We start from the raw sequence: 14703 nt of genomic DNA on the forward strand, positions 1-14703 counted from the left end.
GAAGCTTCTTCTCGCGGCGTGACATCTTGATCCGGAACAATCTTCAATTCTACGATCAGCAGGCGGCGACCTGGTGGGAGGAGGGCGCCACCATCTTTGCCCTGCATCGACTCAATCCGCTCCGCTTTCTTTGGTTCGATCGCCAGGTTCCCCAGTGGCGGGGACTGCGGGTTCTCGATGTGGGTTGCGGTGGCGGCTACAGCTGCGAGTTCCTCGCCCGCCGAGGCGCGCTGGTCACCGGCATCGACCGCTCTGCGCCCTGCATCGAGGCCGCTCGGGTCCATGCCGCCGCGATGGGGCTGACGATCACCTATCACGCCGGCCTGGCAGAAAGTCTTCCCTTCGCTGCCGAACGTTTTGATGTGGTGCTCTGTGTCGATGTGCTCGAGCATGTGGAACATCCGCAGACCGTGATCCGTGAGATCGGCCGTGTGTTGGTGCCGGGAGGTGTCTTCTGCTTCGACACCATCAACCGCACCTTTCGCTCCCGCCTGATCATGATCTGGCTGCTGGAGCATCTGCTGCGGCTGATTCCCGCCGGCATCCACGACTGGGACCGCTTCGTGCCCCCGGACGACCTGCGCCGCTGGCTGGCGACCAGCGGCTTCGAGGCCATGGCCATCGAGGGCATGGACCTGTTCGGTCGCGGTCCGCTGCGCACCCTCGGACGGCTCGTCCACTACCTGCGCACCGGATCCCTGCAGGTGCGCTTCGATCAGGATCTGGCCGTGATGTTCATTGGTTCGGCCCGGCTCAGCCTCAGCCCAGCAGCAGACCGCCCGATTCGCTGAAGGCCGCCCGGGCGCTGTGCAGATCGAAGAGCAGATCCTCCAGGGTGAGGTTGTCGAGCTCCCGCTCCAGGGCCTGCAGCAGCCGCCGGTTGAGCACCCGGGTCACCCGGTCGCTGGGCAGGGGATCCTCGCCGCCATCGGCCGGGGCGAGCAGGCTGGCGGCCGGGGCCTCCACTGCCGCCAGGATCGCGGCCAGGGGCAGGTCCGCCGGCTGGCGCCGCAGCCGGTAGCCCCCCTGTCGCCCCCGCCGGGCCTCCACCAGAGCGGCCCGGCGCAGTTTGAGCATCAGCTGCTCGAGCATCGGCGCCGGCAGGTCCTGGGCTTCGGCCAGCGCGGTCACCGACTGCCAGCGGGGGGGGTCGAGGGCCAGCTCCAGCAGGGCCTTGAGGGCGTAGGTGCCACTGCGGCGCAGCATCAGCGGCCGGCGGCCAGGCGTTCCAGCACGTGTTCCAGGGTGTAGCCGAACAGGGCGGGATCCGCTTCGCCGCCGCCCAGGTCATCGAGGCCCAGCTCGCTCCAGCGGCGGTCCACCCGCGCCTCGAGTTCAGGATCGCGGCCCAGGGCCTGGCCCCAGTCGTGGCGTTTCTCCGGCCCGATCTTGGTGGTGGCATCGATCGCCAGCCGTCCCCCCAGCCCAAGCCGCTCACTGGCGAAGTCGAGCGAATCGAAGGGGGTGTTCTCCAGGACGAACAGGTCGCGCTGGGGATCCACCTGGGCACTGATCGCCCAGATCACCTGGCGCGGATCGCGGATGCTGATCGCCTTGTCGACCACCACCACGAACTTTGTGTAAGTGAACTGGGGGAGGGCGCTCCAGAAGGCCATGGCCGCCCGCTTGGCCTGGCCGGGGTAGGCCTTGTCGATGGCGATCACCGCCAGCTTGTAGCTGAGCCCCTCCATGGGCAGGAAGAAATCGACGATCTCCGGGATCTGCTGGCGCAGGATCGGCGTGTAGATCCGGTTCAGGGCGATCGCCAGCATCGCCTCCTCCTTGGGGGGCCGGCCGCTGAAGGTGGTGAGGAAGATGGGATCGCGGCGCTGGGTGACGCAGTGGAAACGCACCAGCGGCGAGTCCTCCTCGCCGCCGTAGAAGCCCATGTGATCGCCGCAGGGCCCGTCGGGGAGCATCTCCCCGGGGGTGATCGTTCCCTCCAGCACCACCTCGCTGTGGGAGGGCACATCCAGGTCGAGGGTCTTGCAGCGGGTGAGCCGCACCCCCTCCCCGGCATACAGCCCGGCGAACAGCCATTCGCTCAGCTGCACCGGGATCGGCGTGGCCGCCGCCATCACCAGCAGGGGGTGGACGCCGATCGCCACCGCCACCTCCAGCTTGCGGCCCAGGGCCGCCGCCTTGCGCAGGTGCCGGGCTCCGCCCCGCACGCTCAGCCAGTGCACCGTTGCCGTGGTCGCCGACTGGCGCTGCAGCCGGTAGACCCCCACGTTGGGCACACCGGTCTCCGGGTCCTTGGTGATCACCAGGCCCAGGGTGATCACACCGCCCGCATCCCCCGGCCAGGGGCGCAGCAGGGGCAGCTGCTCCAGGTTGACCTGCTCGCCCTTCAGAACCTGCTGGTGGCAGGGGGGGGTGAGGTCGCGATCGGGCCGGGCCCGCACCAGATCCCAGAACACCCCGCCGAACTTCATCAGTTCCTTCATGCCCTTGGGCGGGCGGGGCTGCTGCAGCAGGGCCAGCCGCTCCCCCAGGGCCTCGAGTTCCTCGGGCCGTTCCATGCCCATGCTCCACAGCACCCGCTCCACCGTGCCCAGCAGGTTCACGGCCACCGGCATGGGGGAGCCGATCACGTTCTCGAACAGCAGGGCCGGTCCGCCCATGGCCAGCACCCGGTCGGCGATGGCCGCCAGCTCCAGATCCGGATCCACCGGCGCAGGGATGCGCCGCAGCTGGCCGCGCCGCTCGAGCAAGGCGATGAAGTCGCGCAGATTGCGCTGGCGCCCGACCGCCTTGCCGATCCCGTCTGCCGCCACCGTCACCACGCCGTCCTGAGCCGTCAAGCCGCTGCCTACTGTGACGCACCCCCGTAGCGACCGCGGCCCGTGCAGCTCTCCTATTTCCATACCTCCGAAACGGTGCCTCCCCTGCTGCCGGTCGAGGAGGGTGGCCCCGACGCCGCGGTGGTGATCGACGTGCTGCGGGCCACCACCACCATCGCCTGGGCCCTGCAGAACGGGGCCGAGGCCATCCAGGCCTTCGCCGATCTGCCTTCCCTCCAGGCCGCCGCCGCCGCCTGGCCCGAAGTCCGCCGTCTGCGGGCCGGTGAGCGGGGCGGCCAGCGGGTGGAGGGCTACGACCTGGGCAACTCCCCCCTGGCGGTGACCCCGGAGGTGGTCGGCAGCAAGCGGATCTTCCTGAGCACCACCAACGGCACCCGCTCCCTCGACCGGGTCCGGCAGGTGCCCCTGCTGCTGACCGCCTGCCTGCCCAACCGCACCGCCGTGGCCCGGCGGCTGATCGAGCGGCAGGCCCTGCAGGTGTGGATCGTGGGCAGCGGCTGGGAGGGCTCCTATTCCCTCGAGGACAGCCTGGCGGCGGGGGCGGTCGCCTCAGCCGCCATCGAGCTGGCCGTGGCCCCCCACATGGGGGTGCGCTGCGCCAACGACGAGATGCTGGCGGCCCTGGCCCTCTGGCAGCAGTGGCGCCATGACACCGAAACCTGCCTGCGCAGCGCCACCCACGGCCAGCGCCTGATCGGCCTGGGCAACCACGATGCCGATTTCGCCTGCTGTGCCGCCGTGGACAGCCTGGAGATCGTGCCGATCCAGGCCGAACCGGGGGTGCTGCGGGCCAGCTGAAGGGCGCATTGCCCCCCTTGGCAGCTCCCTTACGATTCGCCGGTCTTGAGGGGTCCGGCGGTGAGCAGTTTTCTGGCAGCGGCGCTGCAACTCACCAGCACCCCCGACCCGGAGGCCAACTTCGCGGTCGCCGAGGAGCTGATCGAGCTGGCGGCCCGCCGCGGCGCCGACCTGGTGGGACTGCCGGAGAACTTCTCCTTCATGGGCGACGATGCCCGCCGTCTGGAACTGGCGCCGACCCTCGCCGAGCGCTGCAGCCGTTTCCTGGTCACCATGGCGCGCCGCTACCAGGTGACCCTGCTCGGGGGAGGCTTTCCGGTGCCGGCCGGCGACGCTCAGACCTTCAACCGGGCTGAGCTGGTGGGCCGGGAGGGCCAGCTGCTGGCCCGCTACGACAAGATCCATCTCTTCGATGTGGACATTCCCGATGGCATCACCTACAGGGAATCGGCCACGGTGCAGCCCGGCCACGATCTGCCCCCGGTGGTCGACGTCCCGGGCCTCTGCAGGATCGGCCTCTCCATCTGTTACGACGTGCGCTTTCCGGAGCTCTATCGCCAGCTGGCCGGAGCGGGGGCCGAGCTGCTGATGATCCCGGCCGCCTTCACGGCTTACACCGGCAAGGACCACTGGCAGGTCCTGCTGCAGGCCCGGGCGATCGAGAACACCGCCTACGTGCTTGCCCCCGCCCAGACGGGCCTCCACTACGGCCGTCGCCAGACCCATGGCCATGCCCTGGTGATCGACCCCTGGGGCACCGTCATGGCCGACGCGGGCGTGGAGCCTGGCCTGGCGATGGCCCCGGTGGACACCGCCCACGTGGCCCGGGTGCGGGCCCAGATGCCCAGCCTCCAGCACCGTCATCCGGCCCTTTTCTGAGTGGCCATGGGAGTGCGTCCGGCGCGATTCGCCTGGTTACTGGCCCTGCCCCTGCTGCTCTCGGCCCTGCCGGCGCGGGCGGCGAGCGCTCTGGCGGCCTGGCGCCTCAGCCGGGAGGGGGTGCTGGAGCTGCGCACCTCACCCGGGGTGAGGCTGCAGGCCTTCTTTGAGGAAGGGTCCGGCGGCACCGGTCCCCGGGTCTGGGTGGATCTGCCGGGGGCCCCCCAGCGCAGCCGCTCGGTGCCCGTGGGCGGCCTGGTGCGGGAGGTGCGCATCGGCCGGCCCGATCCCGGCACCACCCGGCTGGTGCTGGAGTTCCGACCCGGCACCCGCATTGACCCCCGCCAGCTGCGACTGGTGGGCACCTCCCGGGACCGCTGGCGCCTGGCCCTGACCGGCCTCCCCACCAGCGGCTTCACCCGCACGGTCGGCGAAGGTGACATCAACGCCCCGACATCGAGCTGGACCGCTTCCCGCCCCGGCGGCTTCGGCAGCAGCGGCCAGGCCACCTCCGGCCGTCCCCTCTCCGCCGATGGCCTGCCGGTGGTGCCCCGTGGCCGCTTCCGGGTCGTGATCGATCCGGGCCATGGCGGTCCCGATCCCGGGGCCGTCGGCATCGGCGGCCTGCGGGAAACCGACATCGTCCTGGACGTGGGTCTCCAGGTGGCCCAGCTGCTCCAGGCCCGCGGGGTGCAGGTCCTGATGACCCGCACCTCCGAGGTGGACGTCGACCTTCCGCCCCGGGTCTCCCTGGCCAACAACAGCAATGCCGACGTGTTCGTCAGCATCCACGCCAACGCCCTGAGCATGGCCAGGCCCGATGTGAACGGCGTCGAGACCTTCTATTTCCAGGCGGGCAATTCCCTGCGGCTGGCCCAGGCGATCCAGTCCCAGATCATGGCCGTCTCGCCCGGCACCCCCGATCGCGGCGCCCGGCCGGGCCGGTTCTTCGTCATCCGCCGGACGGTGATGCCGGCGGCGCTCGCCGAGATGGGCTTCGTCACCGGTCGCATCGATGCCCCCCGCCTGGCCGATCCCAACTTCCGCCGCCGCCTGGCGCTGGCGATTTCCGCCGGCATCCTCAACTATCTCCGGGGGGCCTCTTGAGCCTGCTGGTGGGCCTGTTCGACAGCGGCCTGGGAGGACTCACCGTGCTGCGCCAGGTCCATGCCCTTTATCCCCACTCCCCCTGTCTCTACCTGGGGGACACGGCCCGGGTCCCCTATGGCCAGCGTTCGACCGAGGAGATCCGCTCGATCGCCTCGGAGGTGGTGCACTGGCTGCGGCTGCAGGGGGTGGGGGTGCTGGTGATGGCCTGCAACACCTCCAATGCCCTGGCCCTCGACGTGGCCGTGGCCGAGGCGGGGGTGCCCGTGGTGGGGTTGATCGACAGCCTGGCCAGCGAGCTGGCCAGCGACCACGTGGGGGTGCTGGCCACACCGGCCACCGCCGCCAGTGGCGCCTACCGGCGTTCGATCCAGGCCTGCCGTCCCTCGGCCCGGGTGCTGGAGGTGGGCTGCCCCGCCTTCGTCCCCCTGATCGAAGCCGGCGACCTGGAGGCCCCCGATCTGCGGGCGGCGGCGGGGGATTACCTGGCGCCGCTGCTGGCGGCGGGCGTGGACACGATCGTGCTGGGCTGCACCCACTACCCCCTGCTGCGGGCCCTGCTGGCCCAGCTGCTTCCCCCCGATGTGCAGCTGGTGGATCCGGCCCTGGCGGCCGCCCAGCGCCTGGGTCCGCTGCTGGCCAGCCTCGGCGATGCACCGGAGGTGGACCAGGCGGGGGAGTCGGTGCGGCCGCCCCTGGAGCGCACGCGCTTCTGCGTCACCGGAGCCGCCGATGACTTTGCCGTCGCCGCCTCCGCCTGGCTGGGCAGCCGGCCCGCGGTGCGCAGCGTCAGCCTGCAGTCGCCTGCCCGCGCCTACTGAGGCACGGCACCTAGGATCCAACCATCGTGGAGGTGACGTGGCGACGGTTGCAGAGTTGCTCCAGCCGGTGGAGTCCGACCTCGATGCCCTGCTGGCCGACCTGCGCAGCCTGATCGGCGCCGGTCATCCGATTCTTCAGGCCGCCGCAGAGCATCTGTTCGCGGCTGGCGGCAAGCGCATCCGACCGGGGATCGTGCTGTTGCTGTCCCGGGCCATCGCCCCCGACGGCGGCCTCAGCCCCCGGCACCGGCGCCTGGCGGAGATCACCGAGATGATCCACACCGCCTCCCTGGTCCACGACGACGTGGTCGACGAAGCGGCCACCCGCCGTGGTGTGGCCACCGTGCACAGCCGCTTCAATCACCGGGTGGCCGTGCTGGCCGGAGACTTTCTCTTCGCCCAGGCCAGCTGGCACCTTGCCAACCTCGACGATCTGGAGGTGGTGAAGCTGCTCTCCCGGGTGATCATGGATCTGGCGGATGGCGAAGTGCGACAGGGCCTGTTCCGTTACGACACGGGCCAGAGCTTCGAGACCTACCTCGAGAAGAGCTACTGCAAGACCGCCTCTCTGATCGCCAACAGTGCCCGCGCCGCCGGCGTGCTCACCGGCCTGGCCGAAGGGAGGCTCGACGCCCTCTACCGTTTCGGCCGCCAGCTGGGCCTGGCCTTCCAGGTGGTCGACGACATCCTGGATTTCACCGCCAGCGACCAGCAGCTCGGCAAGCCCGCCGCCAGCGACCTGGCCTCCGGCTACCTCACCGCCCCGGTGCTCTATGCCCTGGAGGAGCGGCCCGCCCTGGCGGGGCTGATCGAAAGGGAATTCTGTGAGGCCGGCGATCTGGAGCAGGCTCTTGCCCTGGTGCGGGGCTGTGATGCCATCCCCCGTTCCCGGGCCCTGGCCGAAGGTTTCGCCCGCGAGGCCCATCAGGCGATCGAGTGGCTGCCGGCCTCCGAACCGCGCAGTGCCCTGCGGGCCTTGCCCGAATTCGTCCTCAGCCGGCTCTACTGATTGAGGCGCACCTCCTCCAGCGACCGGAGGCAGTGGACGTCCCCCGGGTAGGCATCGCAGCTCACACCCGGCGGCAGCAGCACATGCACCCGGCAGCCGGCGGCCCGGGCTGCGGCAACTCCGGCGAGTGAATCCTCGAAGGCCCAGCAGGCCGTCGGGGCCACACCCAGCCGCCGGGCCGCCAGCAGGAAGGGATCGGGGGCAGGTTTCCCGTCGCTCAGTTCGGGGTCGTCACCATGGACCCGTTCGCTGATCAGGGCGATCCAGGCGTGGGGAGCCACCTTGATCTCCACCGCTGGACGGGAGCTGCTGGTGGCCAGAGCCATCGGGATGCCGAGGGTCAGGCAACGCCGAACCAGGGCCTCAGCGCCGGGCATGGCCGGTGCCGAGGCCAGCAGGGCTTCGGCGATGGGCTGACGCACCGCCAGCAGGGCCTCATCACTCAGCGGCGGGCCACCGGCGGCCGCGATCCAGCGGCGCACCTGTTCGGCGCAGTCCAGACGCCGCCGGCCCCGCAGCGCCTGCAGTTCTGCCTCCGTGAGGGGCCGGCCGAACTGCCGGGCCGTCTCCTGCCAGGCGTGGGCATGGGCGGGCTCGGTGTCCAGCAGCAGACCATCCAGATCGAAGAGGCAGGCGGCGGGACGGGGAAGCATCTCCCCAGCCTGCATCAGGACGGGTCGTTCTCCGGATACCTGTCCTCCAGGGCCGTTTCCAGCGTCGTGAGCAGCAGCACCAGGGCGGCCCGGGCATCGAGGTCGGTGCCGCTCACCTCCTCGATCCAGCGGTGGCAGAGGGCTTCGATCTGCTGGAACAGGCCGCTGCCGCCCCGCAGCAGGGTCATCACCTTCTCGACGCTGTCCTCGTCGATGTCCGGTGGCAGGCCCACCACGTAGCGGCGGCCGTCGTCGCCCACGTAGGTGAGATTGCCGTCTGCGTCGACGGTGGGGCCGGCATGGGGCGTGATCGGCTGCTCCTCCATGGCCATTGGCTCCCTTTCCGATCGTTCGTTCCCTGGCTAACGCCGCCCGGGGTTCTTGCCAACCCGCCATGAGCAGCCCTGATCAGCCCGGTCCGCCCGGCGCCCTTCAGGGATTCAGCTTCTGCATCCGCCAGGTGACGAAGGTGCCGATCGGGCTCCAGAGCAGAAACGGCAGCAGCAGCCAGGCCGCCGGCGCCGAAAAGCCGGCCACGCGGATCGTCAGCCCCAGCCCCCACAGCCAGCCGGCCAGGCCCGCTGCCGTGCCCCACACCAGCCGGCGGGTGCGGCAGATCAGCAGTGTGTAGCTCTGCACCAGCACCTGCAGCACCAGGTAGGCCGCCATCGGCGCCTCCCCGCCGCCGCTCTGCCAGCTCAACAGGGCCGAGGCGTAAAAGCACAGGTAGATCAGGCTCCAGATCAGGGGGATCCAGCGCTCGAAGCTGAGCCAGCGGGGGCGCCGCAGCTGCATGAACCAGCGGAACTCGGCCCGGCTGGGGGTGAGCAGGACGATCACCACCCCCATCACCAGCAGGATCGTCAGCCAGGCGGGCATCGGGGCGTTGCGGAACTGCCTCCAGCGTGGCCCCACTGCGGTTGAATGCACCATGTCCAAGCCCGTCCGGCAGGCCTTGCCATGACCCAGGACTCCTCACCCACCATCGAGTCGGTGCTCCAGGAACAGCGGCAGTTCGATCCGCCGCCCGAGCTGGCGGCGGGAGCCCGCATCGGTTCGATGGCGGCCTACGAAGCCCTGGCGGCCCGGGCGGTGGCCGATCCCGAGGCGTTCTGGGGGGAGGCGGCCCGACGCGAACTGCACTGGTTCGAGCCCTTCACCAGCGTGCTCGACTGGAGCGATCCCCCTTTCGCCCGCTGGTTCGAGGGGGGCACCACCAACCTCTCCACCAACTGCCTCGATCGCCATCTCGAGGGTCCCCGGGCCGACAAGACGGCACTGATCTGGGAAGGGGAGCCGGGGGACGTGCGCACCTTCACCTACCGCCAGCTGCACGGTGAGGTGTGCCGGGCGGCCCAGGCCCTCAGGGCCCTTGGGGTGGGCAAGGGGGATCTGGTGGCCCTCTACATGCCGATGGTGCCGGAGGCGGCCATCGCCATGCTGGCCTGTGCCCGTATCGGCGCCCCCCACTCGGTGGTCTTCGGCGGCTTCTCCGCCGAGGCCCTGCGCGACCGGCTGATCGACGGCCAGGCCAGGCTGGTGATCACCGCCGACGGCGGCTTCCGCAAGGACAAGGCGGTGGCCCTCAAGCCGGCGGTGGACCAGGCCCTGGCCGAGGGCTGCCCCAGCGTTGAGCATGTGCTGGTGGTGCGCCGCACCGGCGAGGTCACCGACTTCGAACCGGGCCGCGATGTCTGGTGGCATGAACTGGTGGACGGCCAGAGCGGCGACTGTCCGGCGGAGCCCATGGCCAGCGAGGACCGCCTGTTCGTGCTCTACACCTCCGGCTCCACCGGCAAGCCCAAGGGGGTGGTGCACACCACCGCCGGCTACACCCTCTGGGCCCACCTCACCTTCCAGTGGATCTTCGACATCCGTGAGGACGACATCCACTGGTGCACCGCCGACGTGGGCTGGATCACCGGTCACAGCTACATCGTCTACGGACCCCTCTCCAACGGCGCCACCACGGTGATGTACGAGGGGGCACCGCGTCCCTCCAAGCCGGGCGCCTTCTGGGAGGTGATCGAGAAGCACCGGGTGACGATCTTCTACACGGCCCCCACCGCCATCCGCGCCTTCATGAAGAGCGGCCGCGAGGTGCCCGACCAGTACGACATGTCGAGCCTGCGGATCCTCGGCACGGTCGGTGAGCCGATCAATCCCGAGGCCTGGATGTGGTACCGCGACGTGATCGGTGGCAACCGCTGCCCGGTGGTGGACACCTGGTGGCAGACCGAAACCGGCGGGGTGATGATCAGCCCCCTGCCCGGGGCCACCCCCACCAAACCCGGTTCGGCCACCCTGCCCCTGCCGGGCATCGTCGCCGACGTGGTGGATCTGGAGGGCAACAGCGTGCCGGCGGGTGAGGGGGGCTACCTGGCGGTGCGTCAGCCCTGGCCGGGGATGATGCGCACCGTGCACGGCGATCCCGACCGCTTCCGCCGCAGTTACTGGGAGCACATCCGCCCCGCCGACGGCAGCTGGCTCTACTTCGCCGGGGACGGTGCCCGCCGCGACGCGGACGGCTACTTCTGGGTGATGGGCCGGGTGGACGACGTGATCAACGTCTCGGGCCACCGGCTGGGCAGCATGGAGATCGAATCGGCCCTGGTGAGCCATCCGGCCGTGGCGGAGGCGGCGGTGGTGGGCCGGCCCGACGACCTCAAGGGCGAGAGCATCGTCGCCTTCGTGACCCTGGACGTGGGCCTGGAGGGGAATGCGGCCCTGGAGGCCGACCTGCGCCGCCACGTGGGCCAGGAGATCGGCCCGATCGCCAGGCCGGATCTGATCCGCTTCACCGATGCCCTGCCCAAGACCCGCAGCGGCAAGATCATGCGCCGCATCCTGCGCTCCCTGGCCTCGGGGCGGGAGGTGAGCGGCGACACCAGCACCCTGGAGGACCGCTCGGTGCTCGATGCCCTGCGGGTCTGAGGCCGGACCCGGAACGGGTCGCCGGCCCAGCCGGCCGCTCAGGTCCCGGAGCTGCTCCAGGCCAGCACCGCCTCCGCCAGCCGCTCGATCTGACGCTGGCGGGACGGATCGTCGGCCCAGTCGCCCAGCAGGTTGCGGCGCACGCCGGCACTGGCGGGGGTGAGGTGGTCGCCGGGCAGTTCCAGCAGGTCGCTGGCATCGCCGGGCCGGGCCTGCAGGGCCTCCAGCAGCGGCGGGCTCTCATCAAGGCCGTCCCGCCGGAAGCGCACCAGCAGGTTGCGAGGCTGGCGGTAGCTCTCGTTCACCTGCTGCAGGGTCTGCCGGGGCGAGGGGCTGAACTCACTGCGGAACCCGAACTGCTGGCCCATCTCCGCCAGCAGCGGCACGGAACGCTCGGCCGAGAAGTTGTTGAAGCTCAGCGCCACCAGCCCGTTGCAGCCCCGGCCGCCGTCGGGGGCCAGCAGGTGCAGCTTGCAGCCCAGGCTGTGGCCCAGCCGCAGCCGCAGGCCGCTTCCTGCCTCGACGCCACGGGCAGTGCGGAAGGCACGCCAGGCTTCGTTGGCCTGGTTCTGGTGGTCGAAGCCCGGCACGTAGCTCCAGGCCAGGATGCGCCGACCCCTGGCGGCCAGGGCCTCCAGCAACCGCCGGTAGCTCAGCTGGGGCGTGGCGGCCAGGTAGCTGCCGCCGATGAACTCCACCACGCCGAGGTCTCCGCTGCCCGGGGCGGGCGCGAGGGTCCAGAGCGGGCCTTGCTGGCGCCAGAGGGCCATCTCAGGAGCCGCTGCCGGCGGAGCCGGCGGCCAGCTGCTGCAGGACCTTCCGGGCCTCGCTCCGGTGGGCCGGGCCGTCCAGCAGGTTGTTGAACACGTGGCGGATCACCCCCTCGGCGTCGATCACATAGGTGACCCTGCCGGGCAGCAGGCCCAGCACGCTGGGGACCCCGAAGGCCTTGCGCAGCCGGTTGCCGCCGTCCACCAGCAGTGGGAAGGGCAACTGGTGGCGGCCGGCGAAGCGCCGGTGGCTGGCGGCATCGTCGCCGCTCACGCCCCACACCTCGGCGCCCAGCTCCTGGAATTCGGCATAGCTGTCGCGGAAGGCGCAGGCCTCCATGGTGCAGCCGGGGGTGTCATCCTTCGGATAGAAGAACAGAACCAGGGCCTTGCCGCCCAGCTGGTCGCTGCGCCGTTCGATCCCCTCGGCATCCGGCAGGGCGATCGGGGGGGCGGAATCGCCGGGGACGAGGGCAGCGGCCACGGAGCGGGGGGGTCAGGGCTCGACAACCCTAGGAAGCAGGGCCCGTCGGGGTCGGGCGCTGCACCCGGGGGGGTCTTGCCCGGCTTGCGACCATGGGAGAGAGCGTGAGCGCGCCGCTATGCACGAGCAACCCGGTCTCTGGCAGCAGAACGACCTGCTGGGCCTCGCCGAGCCACCGCCCGCCCCCGATGCCAGCCCCGACGCCAGCTCCAGCGCCATCGCCCCCCCCACTCCTGCCCCTGCGTCCACCGGGAAGGCCGGCCTTCCCGCTCCGGCAGCGCCCCAGGCTCCCGTGGCCCTGCCCGCCTGGTCGGGACCCCCTGCCCGGGCGCGCCGCCGCTGCCCCGACACGCTGCTGATCCTCGACACCGAGACCACCGGCCTCTCCAGTCGCGAGGGCCAGTGCATCGAGGTGGGCGCGCTGCTGTTCCATGTGCCCCACCGGGCCGTGCTCACCCAGGTGTCGTTTCTGATGCCCTGCGCCAGCAACGGCGCCGAGGCCATCAACGGGATCGCCGCCGCGGTGACACGGCTGGAGCAGCCCTGGCAGGACGCTCTGGCCTGCTTCATGGCCATGGTGGCGGCCAGTGAAGCCCTGGTGGCCCACAACGCCGCCTTCGACCGCCAGTGGTTCGGACTCGGCGCCCTGCCGGTGCTGGATCGCCCCTGGATCTGCTCCATGGAGGACATCCACTGGCCCGCCGACCGCCAGTTGCGCGGCACCCCATCGGTGCGGGATCTGGCCCTGGCCTACGGCGTGCCTGTCTGGGCCGCCCACCGGGCCCTCACCGACTGCACCTACCTGGCCCAGGTGTTCGAGCGCTGCACCGATCTTGAAGCCCTGCTGGAGGCGGCCCTGGAACCCCGCAGCCTCTACCGCGCCGAGCTGCCCTACGCCGAGCGGCACCTGGCCAAGGCCGCCGGCTTCCGCTGGAACGACCCGGTGCCCCGTGCCTGGAGCCGACGGCTCAGCCGGCGGGAGGTGGAGGATCTGCCGTTCGGCGTGCAGCCGGTCGGGGACCCTGCGGCGGCGGCGGACCTGCCCTGCACGGCCTGAACCGGGCAGGATCTTCCGTTTTTGTTTCGCTAGTTGAAGCAGAAGCGAAGATCCCGGACGCCGTGCTCAGGCCTTCCCACCCTGGGAGCGTCCGCCCGGCACCGATGCGATGCTCACCCGGCTGCCGTCCAGCTCCGGTGACCTGGGCGAACCCGCCCAGCAGCGGGTCCGCCGCTGGCAGACGGCGCGCACCTGGGCGCGGCTGATCCGGGAAGCGGAGGCCCTCTGGCGTGTCGACGTGCGGGCCCTGCATCGACTCGCCGCTCAGGAGCTGTTCCAGCTGGTTCAGGAGGTGCCGCCGAGGATGCGCCGCCGCGTCAACCTCTGGCTGGTGCGCTTCCGGGTCATGACCCGCCTGCACTGAGCGCGGACCCCGAGATCGGCCAAAAAAAATCAGCTGATGGGATCAGCTGACACGAGGCAATGAATGAGGCGATGAAAACAGAGCACCGCGGTGGCGGTGGCCCTGCGGGCCGGCTGAATCGGAGCGGCGGGATTTGAACCCACGACCCCCACTACCCCAAAGTGGTGCGCTACCAAGCTGCGCTACGCCCCGGCGAATCGAAGTTATCACAGCGTCCTGGGGCCCCGGCGCCGTCGGGAGAGGCGTCGCAGCAGCCGGTTCGTGAGCCGCTGCCGGCCCATGGACGCGTAGCCGCAGATGCGCTCCCGGCAGGCCAGCTGCCGCAGTTCCGCCAGTCCCATCGTGGCCAGCTGCAGTTCCGGCAGTCGCTGCCAGGCCATCGACGGCAGCGGCAGCTCGGAGCCATCCCGGGCGTCCCGGAAGCCGCTCAGGACGCCGCCCGCCATCCATTCCGGCACCAGCACGAACAGCACCGCCAGAAGGCCGTACAGCTCAACGAGCCCCCTGGGCAGGGGGTGCATCTGGCGCCGCGGCCGCTCCGGTTCCTCGACGGGATCTCTCACGGAGCGACCGTCAGCAGCTGGGCGCTCGGTCCCTGGCGCCACTGCAGGGGTGGTTCACCGGAGGGATGCAGCCGGACGGTCCAGAAAGCCAGGGCGAAACACAGGCCGACTGCCGTGATCAGGGCCACGATCACCACCCTGTCGGGGAGCGGCGTCATACCTCTTCGGTGCGCAGGCAGACCCGGCGGGTGGGAAGTTGCTCGAGGGTGAGCTCGTCTCCCCGCAGGATCACCCGCAGGGACTCGTTCTGGTAGCGGAGCCCAGGGGCATCCGATTCCTCGCGGAACAGGGTCGCCCTGGAGCCCCCGGTGATCAGGGAGGCCTGGGAGGCATTGCGCTCCAGAACCACCGACAGCCGTTCACCGCAGACGAAGCGTTCGCGCAGGTCGTAGTGCTCCCACCAAGGGGACTGCATCGCCAGCAGCGGCAGGAGTCCGAGCGTCAGCAGCGGTGCGGCCAT

General features: G+C 70.7%; 19 protein-coding genes and 1 tRNA gene. 9 read left to right on the forward strand and 11 right to left on the reverse strand.

Annotated elements, in window-relative coordinates; genetic code table 11:
- Nucleotides 1-26 precede the first annotated feature (26 nt).
- A complete protein-coding gene (gene ubiG, locus KUG41_RS07575) occupies nucleotides 27-791 on the forward strand; it encodes a bifunctional 2-polyprenyl-6-hydroxyphenol methylase/3-demethylubiquinol 3-O-methyltransferase UbiG (protein ID WP_216902760.1) in 765 nt (254 codons plus the stop codon).
- Here ubiG and KUG41_RS07580 read toward each other — a convergent pair.
- Both KUG41_RS07580 and KUG41_RS07585 read right to left on the reverse strand, forming a co-directional pair.
- Entirely contained in the window at nucleotides 760-1206 is a 447-nt protein-coding gene (locus tag KUG41_RS07580; protein WP_216902762.1) for an Rrf2 family transcriptional regulator, read from the reverse strand. The two genes, ubiG and KUG41_RS07580, sit on opposite strands and share 32 nt — an antisense overlap.
- The gene (locus tag KUG41_RS07585; protein ID WP_216903076.1) at nucleotides 1206-2786 is read right to left on the reverse strand and encodes a UbiD family decarboxylase; all 1581 of its coding nucleotides are present in this window, start codon (nucleotides 2784-2786) and stop codon (nucleotides 1206-1208) included. Before KUG41_RS07585 ends, KUG41_RS07580 begins: the two co-directional genes overlap by 1 nt.
- A gap of 60 nt (nucleotides 2787-2846) precedes the next feature.
- Here KUG41_RS07585 and KUG41_RS07590 point away from each other — a divergent pair, with 60 nt between their 5' ends.
- Genes KUG41_RS07590 through sds form a run of 5 tightly spaced genes read left to right on the forward strand, consistent with a single transcriptional unit; the run spans nucleotide 2847 to nucleotide 7418 of the window.
- On the forward strand, nucleotides 2847-3602 hold the full coding sequence (locus KUG41_RS07590; RefSeq protein ID WP_216902764.1) for a 2-phosphosulfolactate phosphatase family protein: 756 nt from the start codon (nucleotides 2847-2849) through the stop codon (nucleotides 3600-3602).
- A gap of 60 nt (nucleotides 3603-3662) precedes the next feature.
- Nucleotides 3663-4481: a carbon-nitrogen hydrolase family protein gene (locus KUG41_RS07595; protein WP_216902766.1), complete on the forward strand. Its 819-nt coding sequence runs from the start codon at nucleotides 3663-3665 to the stop codon at nucleotides 4479-4481.
- Nucleotides 4482-4487: 6 nt separating this feature from the next.
- Nucleotides 4488-5588, forward strand: a complete 1101-nt coding sequence (locus tag KUG41_RS07600; protein ID WP_216902768.1) for an N-acetylmuramoyl-L-alanine amidase — start codon at nucleotides 4488-4490, stop codon at nucleotides 5586-5588.
- Entirely contained in the window at nucleotides 5585-6409 is an 825-nt protein-coding gene (gene murI / locus KUG41_RS07605) for a glutamate racemase (protein WP_216902770.1), read from the forward strand. Before KUG41_RS07600 ends, murI begins: the two co-directional genes overlap by 4 nt.
- A gap of 37 nt (nucleotides 6410-6446) precedes the next feature.
- A complete protein-coding gene (gene sds, locus KUG41_RS07610) occupies nucleotides 6447-7418 on the forward strand; it encodes a solanesyl diphosphate synthase (protein WP_216902772.1) in 972 nt (323 codons plus the stop codon).
- Here the strand turns inward: sds and KUG41_RS07615 are convergent.
- From KUG41_RS07615 to KUG41_RS07625, 3 genes are all read right to left on the reverse strand, one after another.
- Nucleotides 7412-8071, reverse strand: a complete 660-nt coding sequence (locus tag KUG41_RS07615) for an HAD family phosphatase (RefSeq protein ID WP_216902774.1) — start codon at nucleotides 8069-8071, stop codon at nucleotides 7412-7414. The two genes, sds and KUG41_RS07615, sit on opposite strands and share 7 nt — an antisense overlap.
- Before the next feature lie 14 nt (nucleotides 8072-8085).
- The gene (locus KUG41_RS07620; protein ID WP_216902776.1) at nucleotides 8086-8397 is read right to left on the reverse strand and encodes a hypothetical protein; all 312 of its coding nucleotides are present in this window, start codon (nucleotides 8395-8397) and stop codon (nucleotides 8086-8088) included.
- A gap of 106 nt (nucleotides 8398-8503) precedes the next feature.
- On the reverse strand, nucleotides 8504-8950 hold the full coding sequence (locus KUG41_RS07625; RefSeq protein ID WP_216902778.1) for a TspO/MBR family protein: 447 nt from the start codon (nucleotides 8948-8950) through the stop codon (nucleotides 8504-8506).
- A gap of 81 nt (nucleotides 8951-9031) precedes the next feature.
- Here KUG41_RS07625 and acs point away from each other — a divergent pair, with 81 nt between their 5' ends.
- Complete coding sequence (acs, locus tag KUG41_RS07630) at nucleotides 9032-11005, forward strand: acetate--CoA ligase (protein WP_216902780.1); 1974 nt, start codon at nucleotides 9032-9034, stop codon at nucleotides 11003-11005.
- 38 nt (nucleotides 11006-11043) lie between these two features.
- Here acs and KUG41_RS07635 read toward each other — a convergent pair whose 3' ends face one another.
- Both KUG41_RS07635 and KUG41_RS07640 read right to left on the reverse strand, forming a co-directional pair.
- Nucleotides 11044-11775, reverse strand: a complete 732-nt coding sequence (locus KUG41_RS07635; RefSeq protein ID WP_216902782.1) for a DUF1350 family protein — start codon at nucleotides 11773-11775, stop codon at nucleotides 11044-11046.
- A gap of 1 nt (nucleotide 11776) precedes the next feature.
- Nucleotides 11777-12259 (reverse strand): peroxiredoxin, encoded by a 483-nt coding sequence (locus KUG41_RS07640; RefSeq protein WP_216902784.1) that lies wholly within the window; start codon nucleotides 12257-12259, stop codon nucleotides 11777-11779.
- Between the two features lie 118 nt (nucleotides 12260-12377).
- Here KUG41_RS07640 and KUG41_RS07645 point away from each other — a divergent pair, with 118 nt between their 5' ends.
- Together KUG41_RS07645 and KUG41_RS07650 are read left to right on the forward strand one after the other, a co-directional pair.
- Nucleotides 12378-13316 carry a 3'-5' exonuclease gene (locus KUG41_RS07645; protein WP_216902786.1) on the forward strand — a complete coding sequence of 313 codons (939 nt, stop codon included), beginning with the start codon at nucleotides 12378-12380 and terminating at the stop codon, nucleotides 13314-13316.
- 109 nt (nucleotides 13317-13425) lie between these two features.
- Nucleotides 13426-13680 (forward strand): hypothetical protein, encoded by a 255-nt coding sequence (locus KUG41_RS07650; protein WP_216902788.1) that lies wholly within the window; start codon nucleotides 13426-13428, stop codon nucleotides 13678-13680.
- A gap of 118 nt (nucleotides 13681-13798) precedes the next feature.
- Here KUG41_RS07650 and KUG41_RS07655 read toward each other — a convergent pair.
- The 4 genes from KUG41_RS07655 to KUG41_RS07670 form a co-directional block, all read right to left on the reverse strand.
- Nucleotides 13799-13872: transfer RNA gene (locus tag KUG41_RS07655), tRNA-Pro, on the reverse strand.
- A gap of 14 nt (nucleotides 13873-13886) precedes the next feature.
- On the reverse strand, nucleotides 13887-14243 hold the full coding sequence (locus KUG41_RS07660) for a hypothetical protein (RefSeq protein WP_371734072.1): 357 nt from the start codon (nucleotides 14241-14243) through the stop codon (nucleotides 13887-13889).
- Nucleotides 14240-14401, reverse strand: coding sequence for a hypothetical protein (locus KUG41_RS07665; RefSeq protein WP_216902790.1), 162 nt, complete (start codon nucleotides 14399-14401; stop codon nucleotides 14240-14242). Before KUG41_RS07665 ends, KUG41_RS07660 begins: the two co-directional genes overlap by 4 nt.
- Nucleotides 14398-14703, reverse strand: a complete 306-nt coding sequence (locus KUG41_RS07670; RefSeq protein WP_216902792.1) for an MliC family protein — start codon at nucleotides 14701-14703, stop codon at nucleotides 14398-14400. Before KUG41_RS07670 ends, KUG41_RS07665 begins: the two co-directional genes overlap by 4 nt.

Source organism: Synechococcus sp. CCY 9618 (assembly GCF_019038415.1).
GTDB lineage: Bacteria > Cyanobacteriota > Cyanobacteriia > PCC-6307 > Cyanobiaceae > Cyanobium.

Coding starts and splice junctions, on each gene's coding strand:
- KUG41_RS07620 (WP_216902776.1), bottom strand. CDS start 8,397: ATGGAGGAGCAGCCGATCACGCCCCATGCCGGCCCCACCGTCGACGCA.
- KUG41_RS07645 (WP_216902786.1), top strand. CDS start 12,378: ATGCACGAGCAACCCGGTCTCTGGCAGCAGAACGACCTGCTGGGCCTC.
- KUG41_RS07650 (WP_216902788.1), top strand. CDS start 13,426: ATGCTCACCCGGCTGCCGTCCAGCTCCGGTGACCTGGGCGAACCCGCC.
- KUG41_RS07665 (WP_216902790.1), bottom strand. CDS start 14,401: ATGACGCCGCTCCCCGACAGGGTGGTGATCGTGGCCCTGATCACGGCA.
- KUG41_RS07580 (WP_216902762.1), bottom strand. CDS start 1,206: ATGCTGCGCCGCAGTGGCACCTACGCCCTCAAGGCCCTGCTGGAGCTG.
- KUG41_RS07615 (WP_216902774.1), bottom strand. CDS start 8,071: ATGCTTCCCCGTCCCGCCGCCTGCCTCTTCGATCTGGATGGTCTGCTG.
- KUG41_RS07625 (WP_216902778.1), bottom strand. CDS start 8,950: ATGCCCGCCTGGCTGACGATCCTGCTGGTGATGGGGGTGGTGATCGTC.
- acs (WP_216902780.1), top strand. CDS start 9,032: ATGACCCAGGACTCCTCACCCACCATCGAGTCGGTGCTCCAGGAACAG.
- KUG41_RS07670 (WP_216902792.1), bottom strand. CDS start 14,703: ATGGCCGCACCGCTGCTGACGCTCGGACTCCTGCCGCTGCTGGCGATG.
- KUG41_RS07635 (WP_216902782.1), bottom strand. CDS start 11,775: ATGGCCCTCTGGCGCCAGCAAGGCCCGCTCTGGACCCTCGCGCCCGCC.
- KUG41_RS07600 (WP_216902768.1), top strand. CDS start 4,488: ATGGGAGTGCGTCCGGCGCGATTCGCCTGGTTACTGGCCCTGCCCCTG.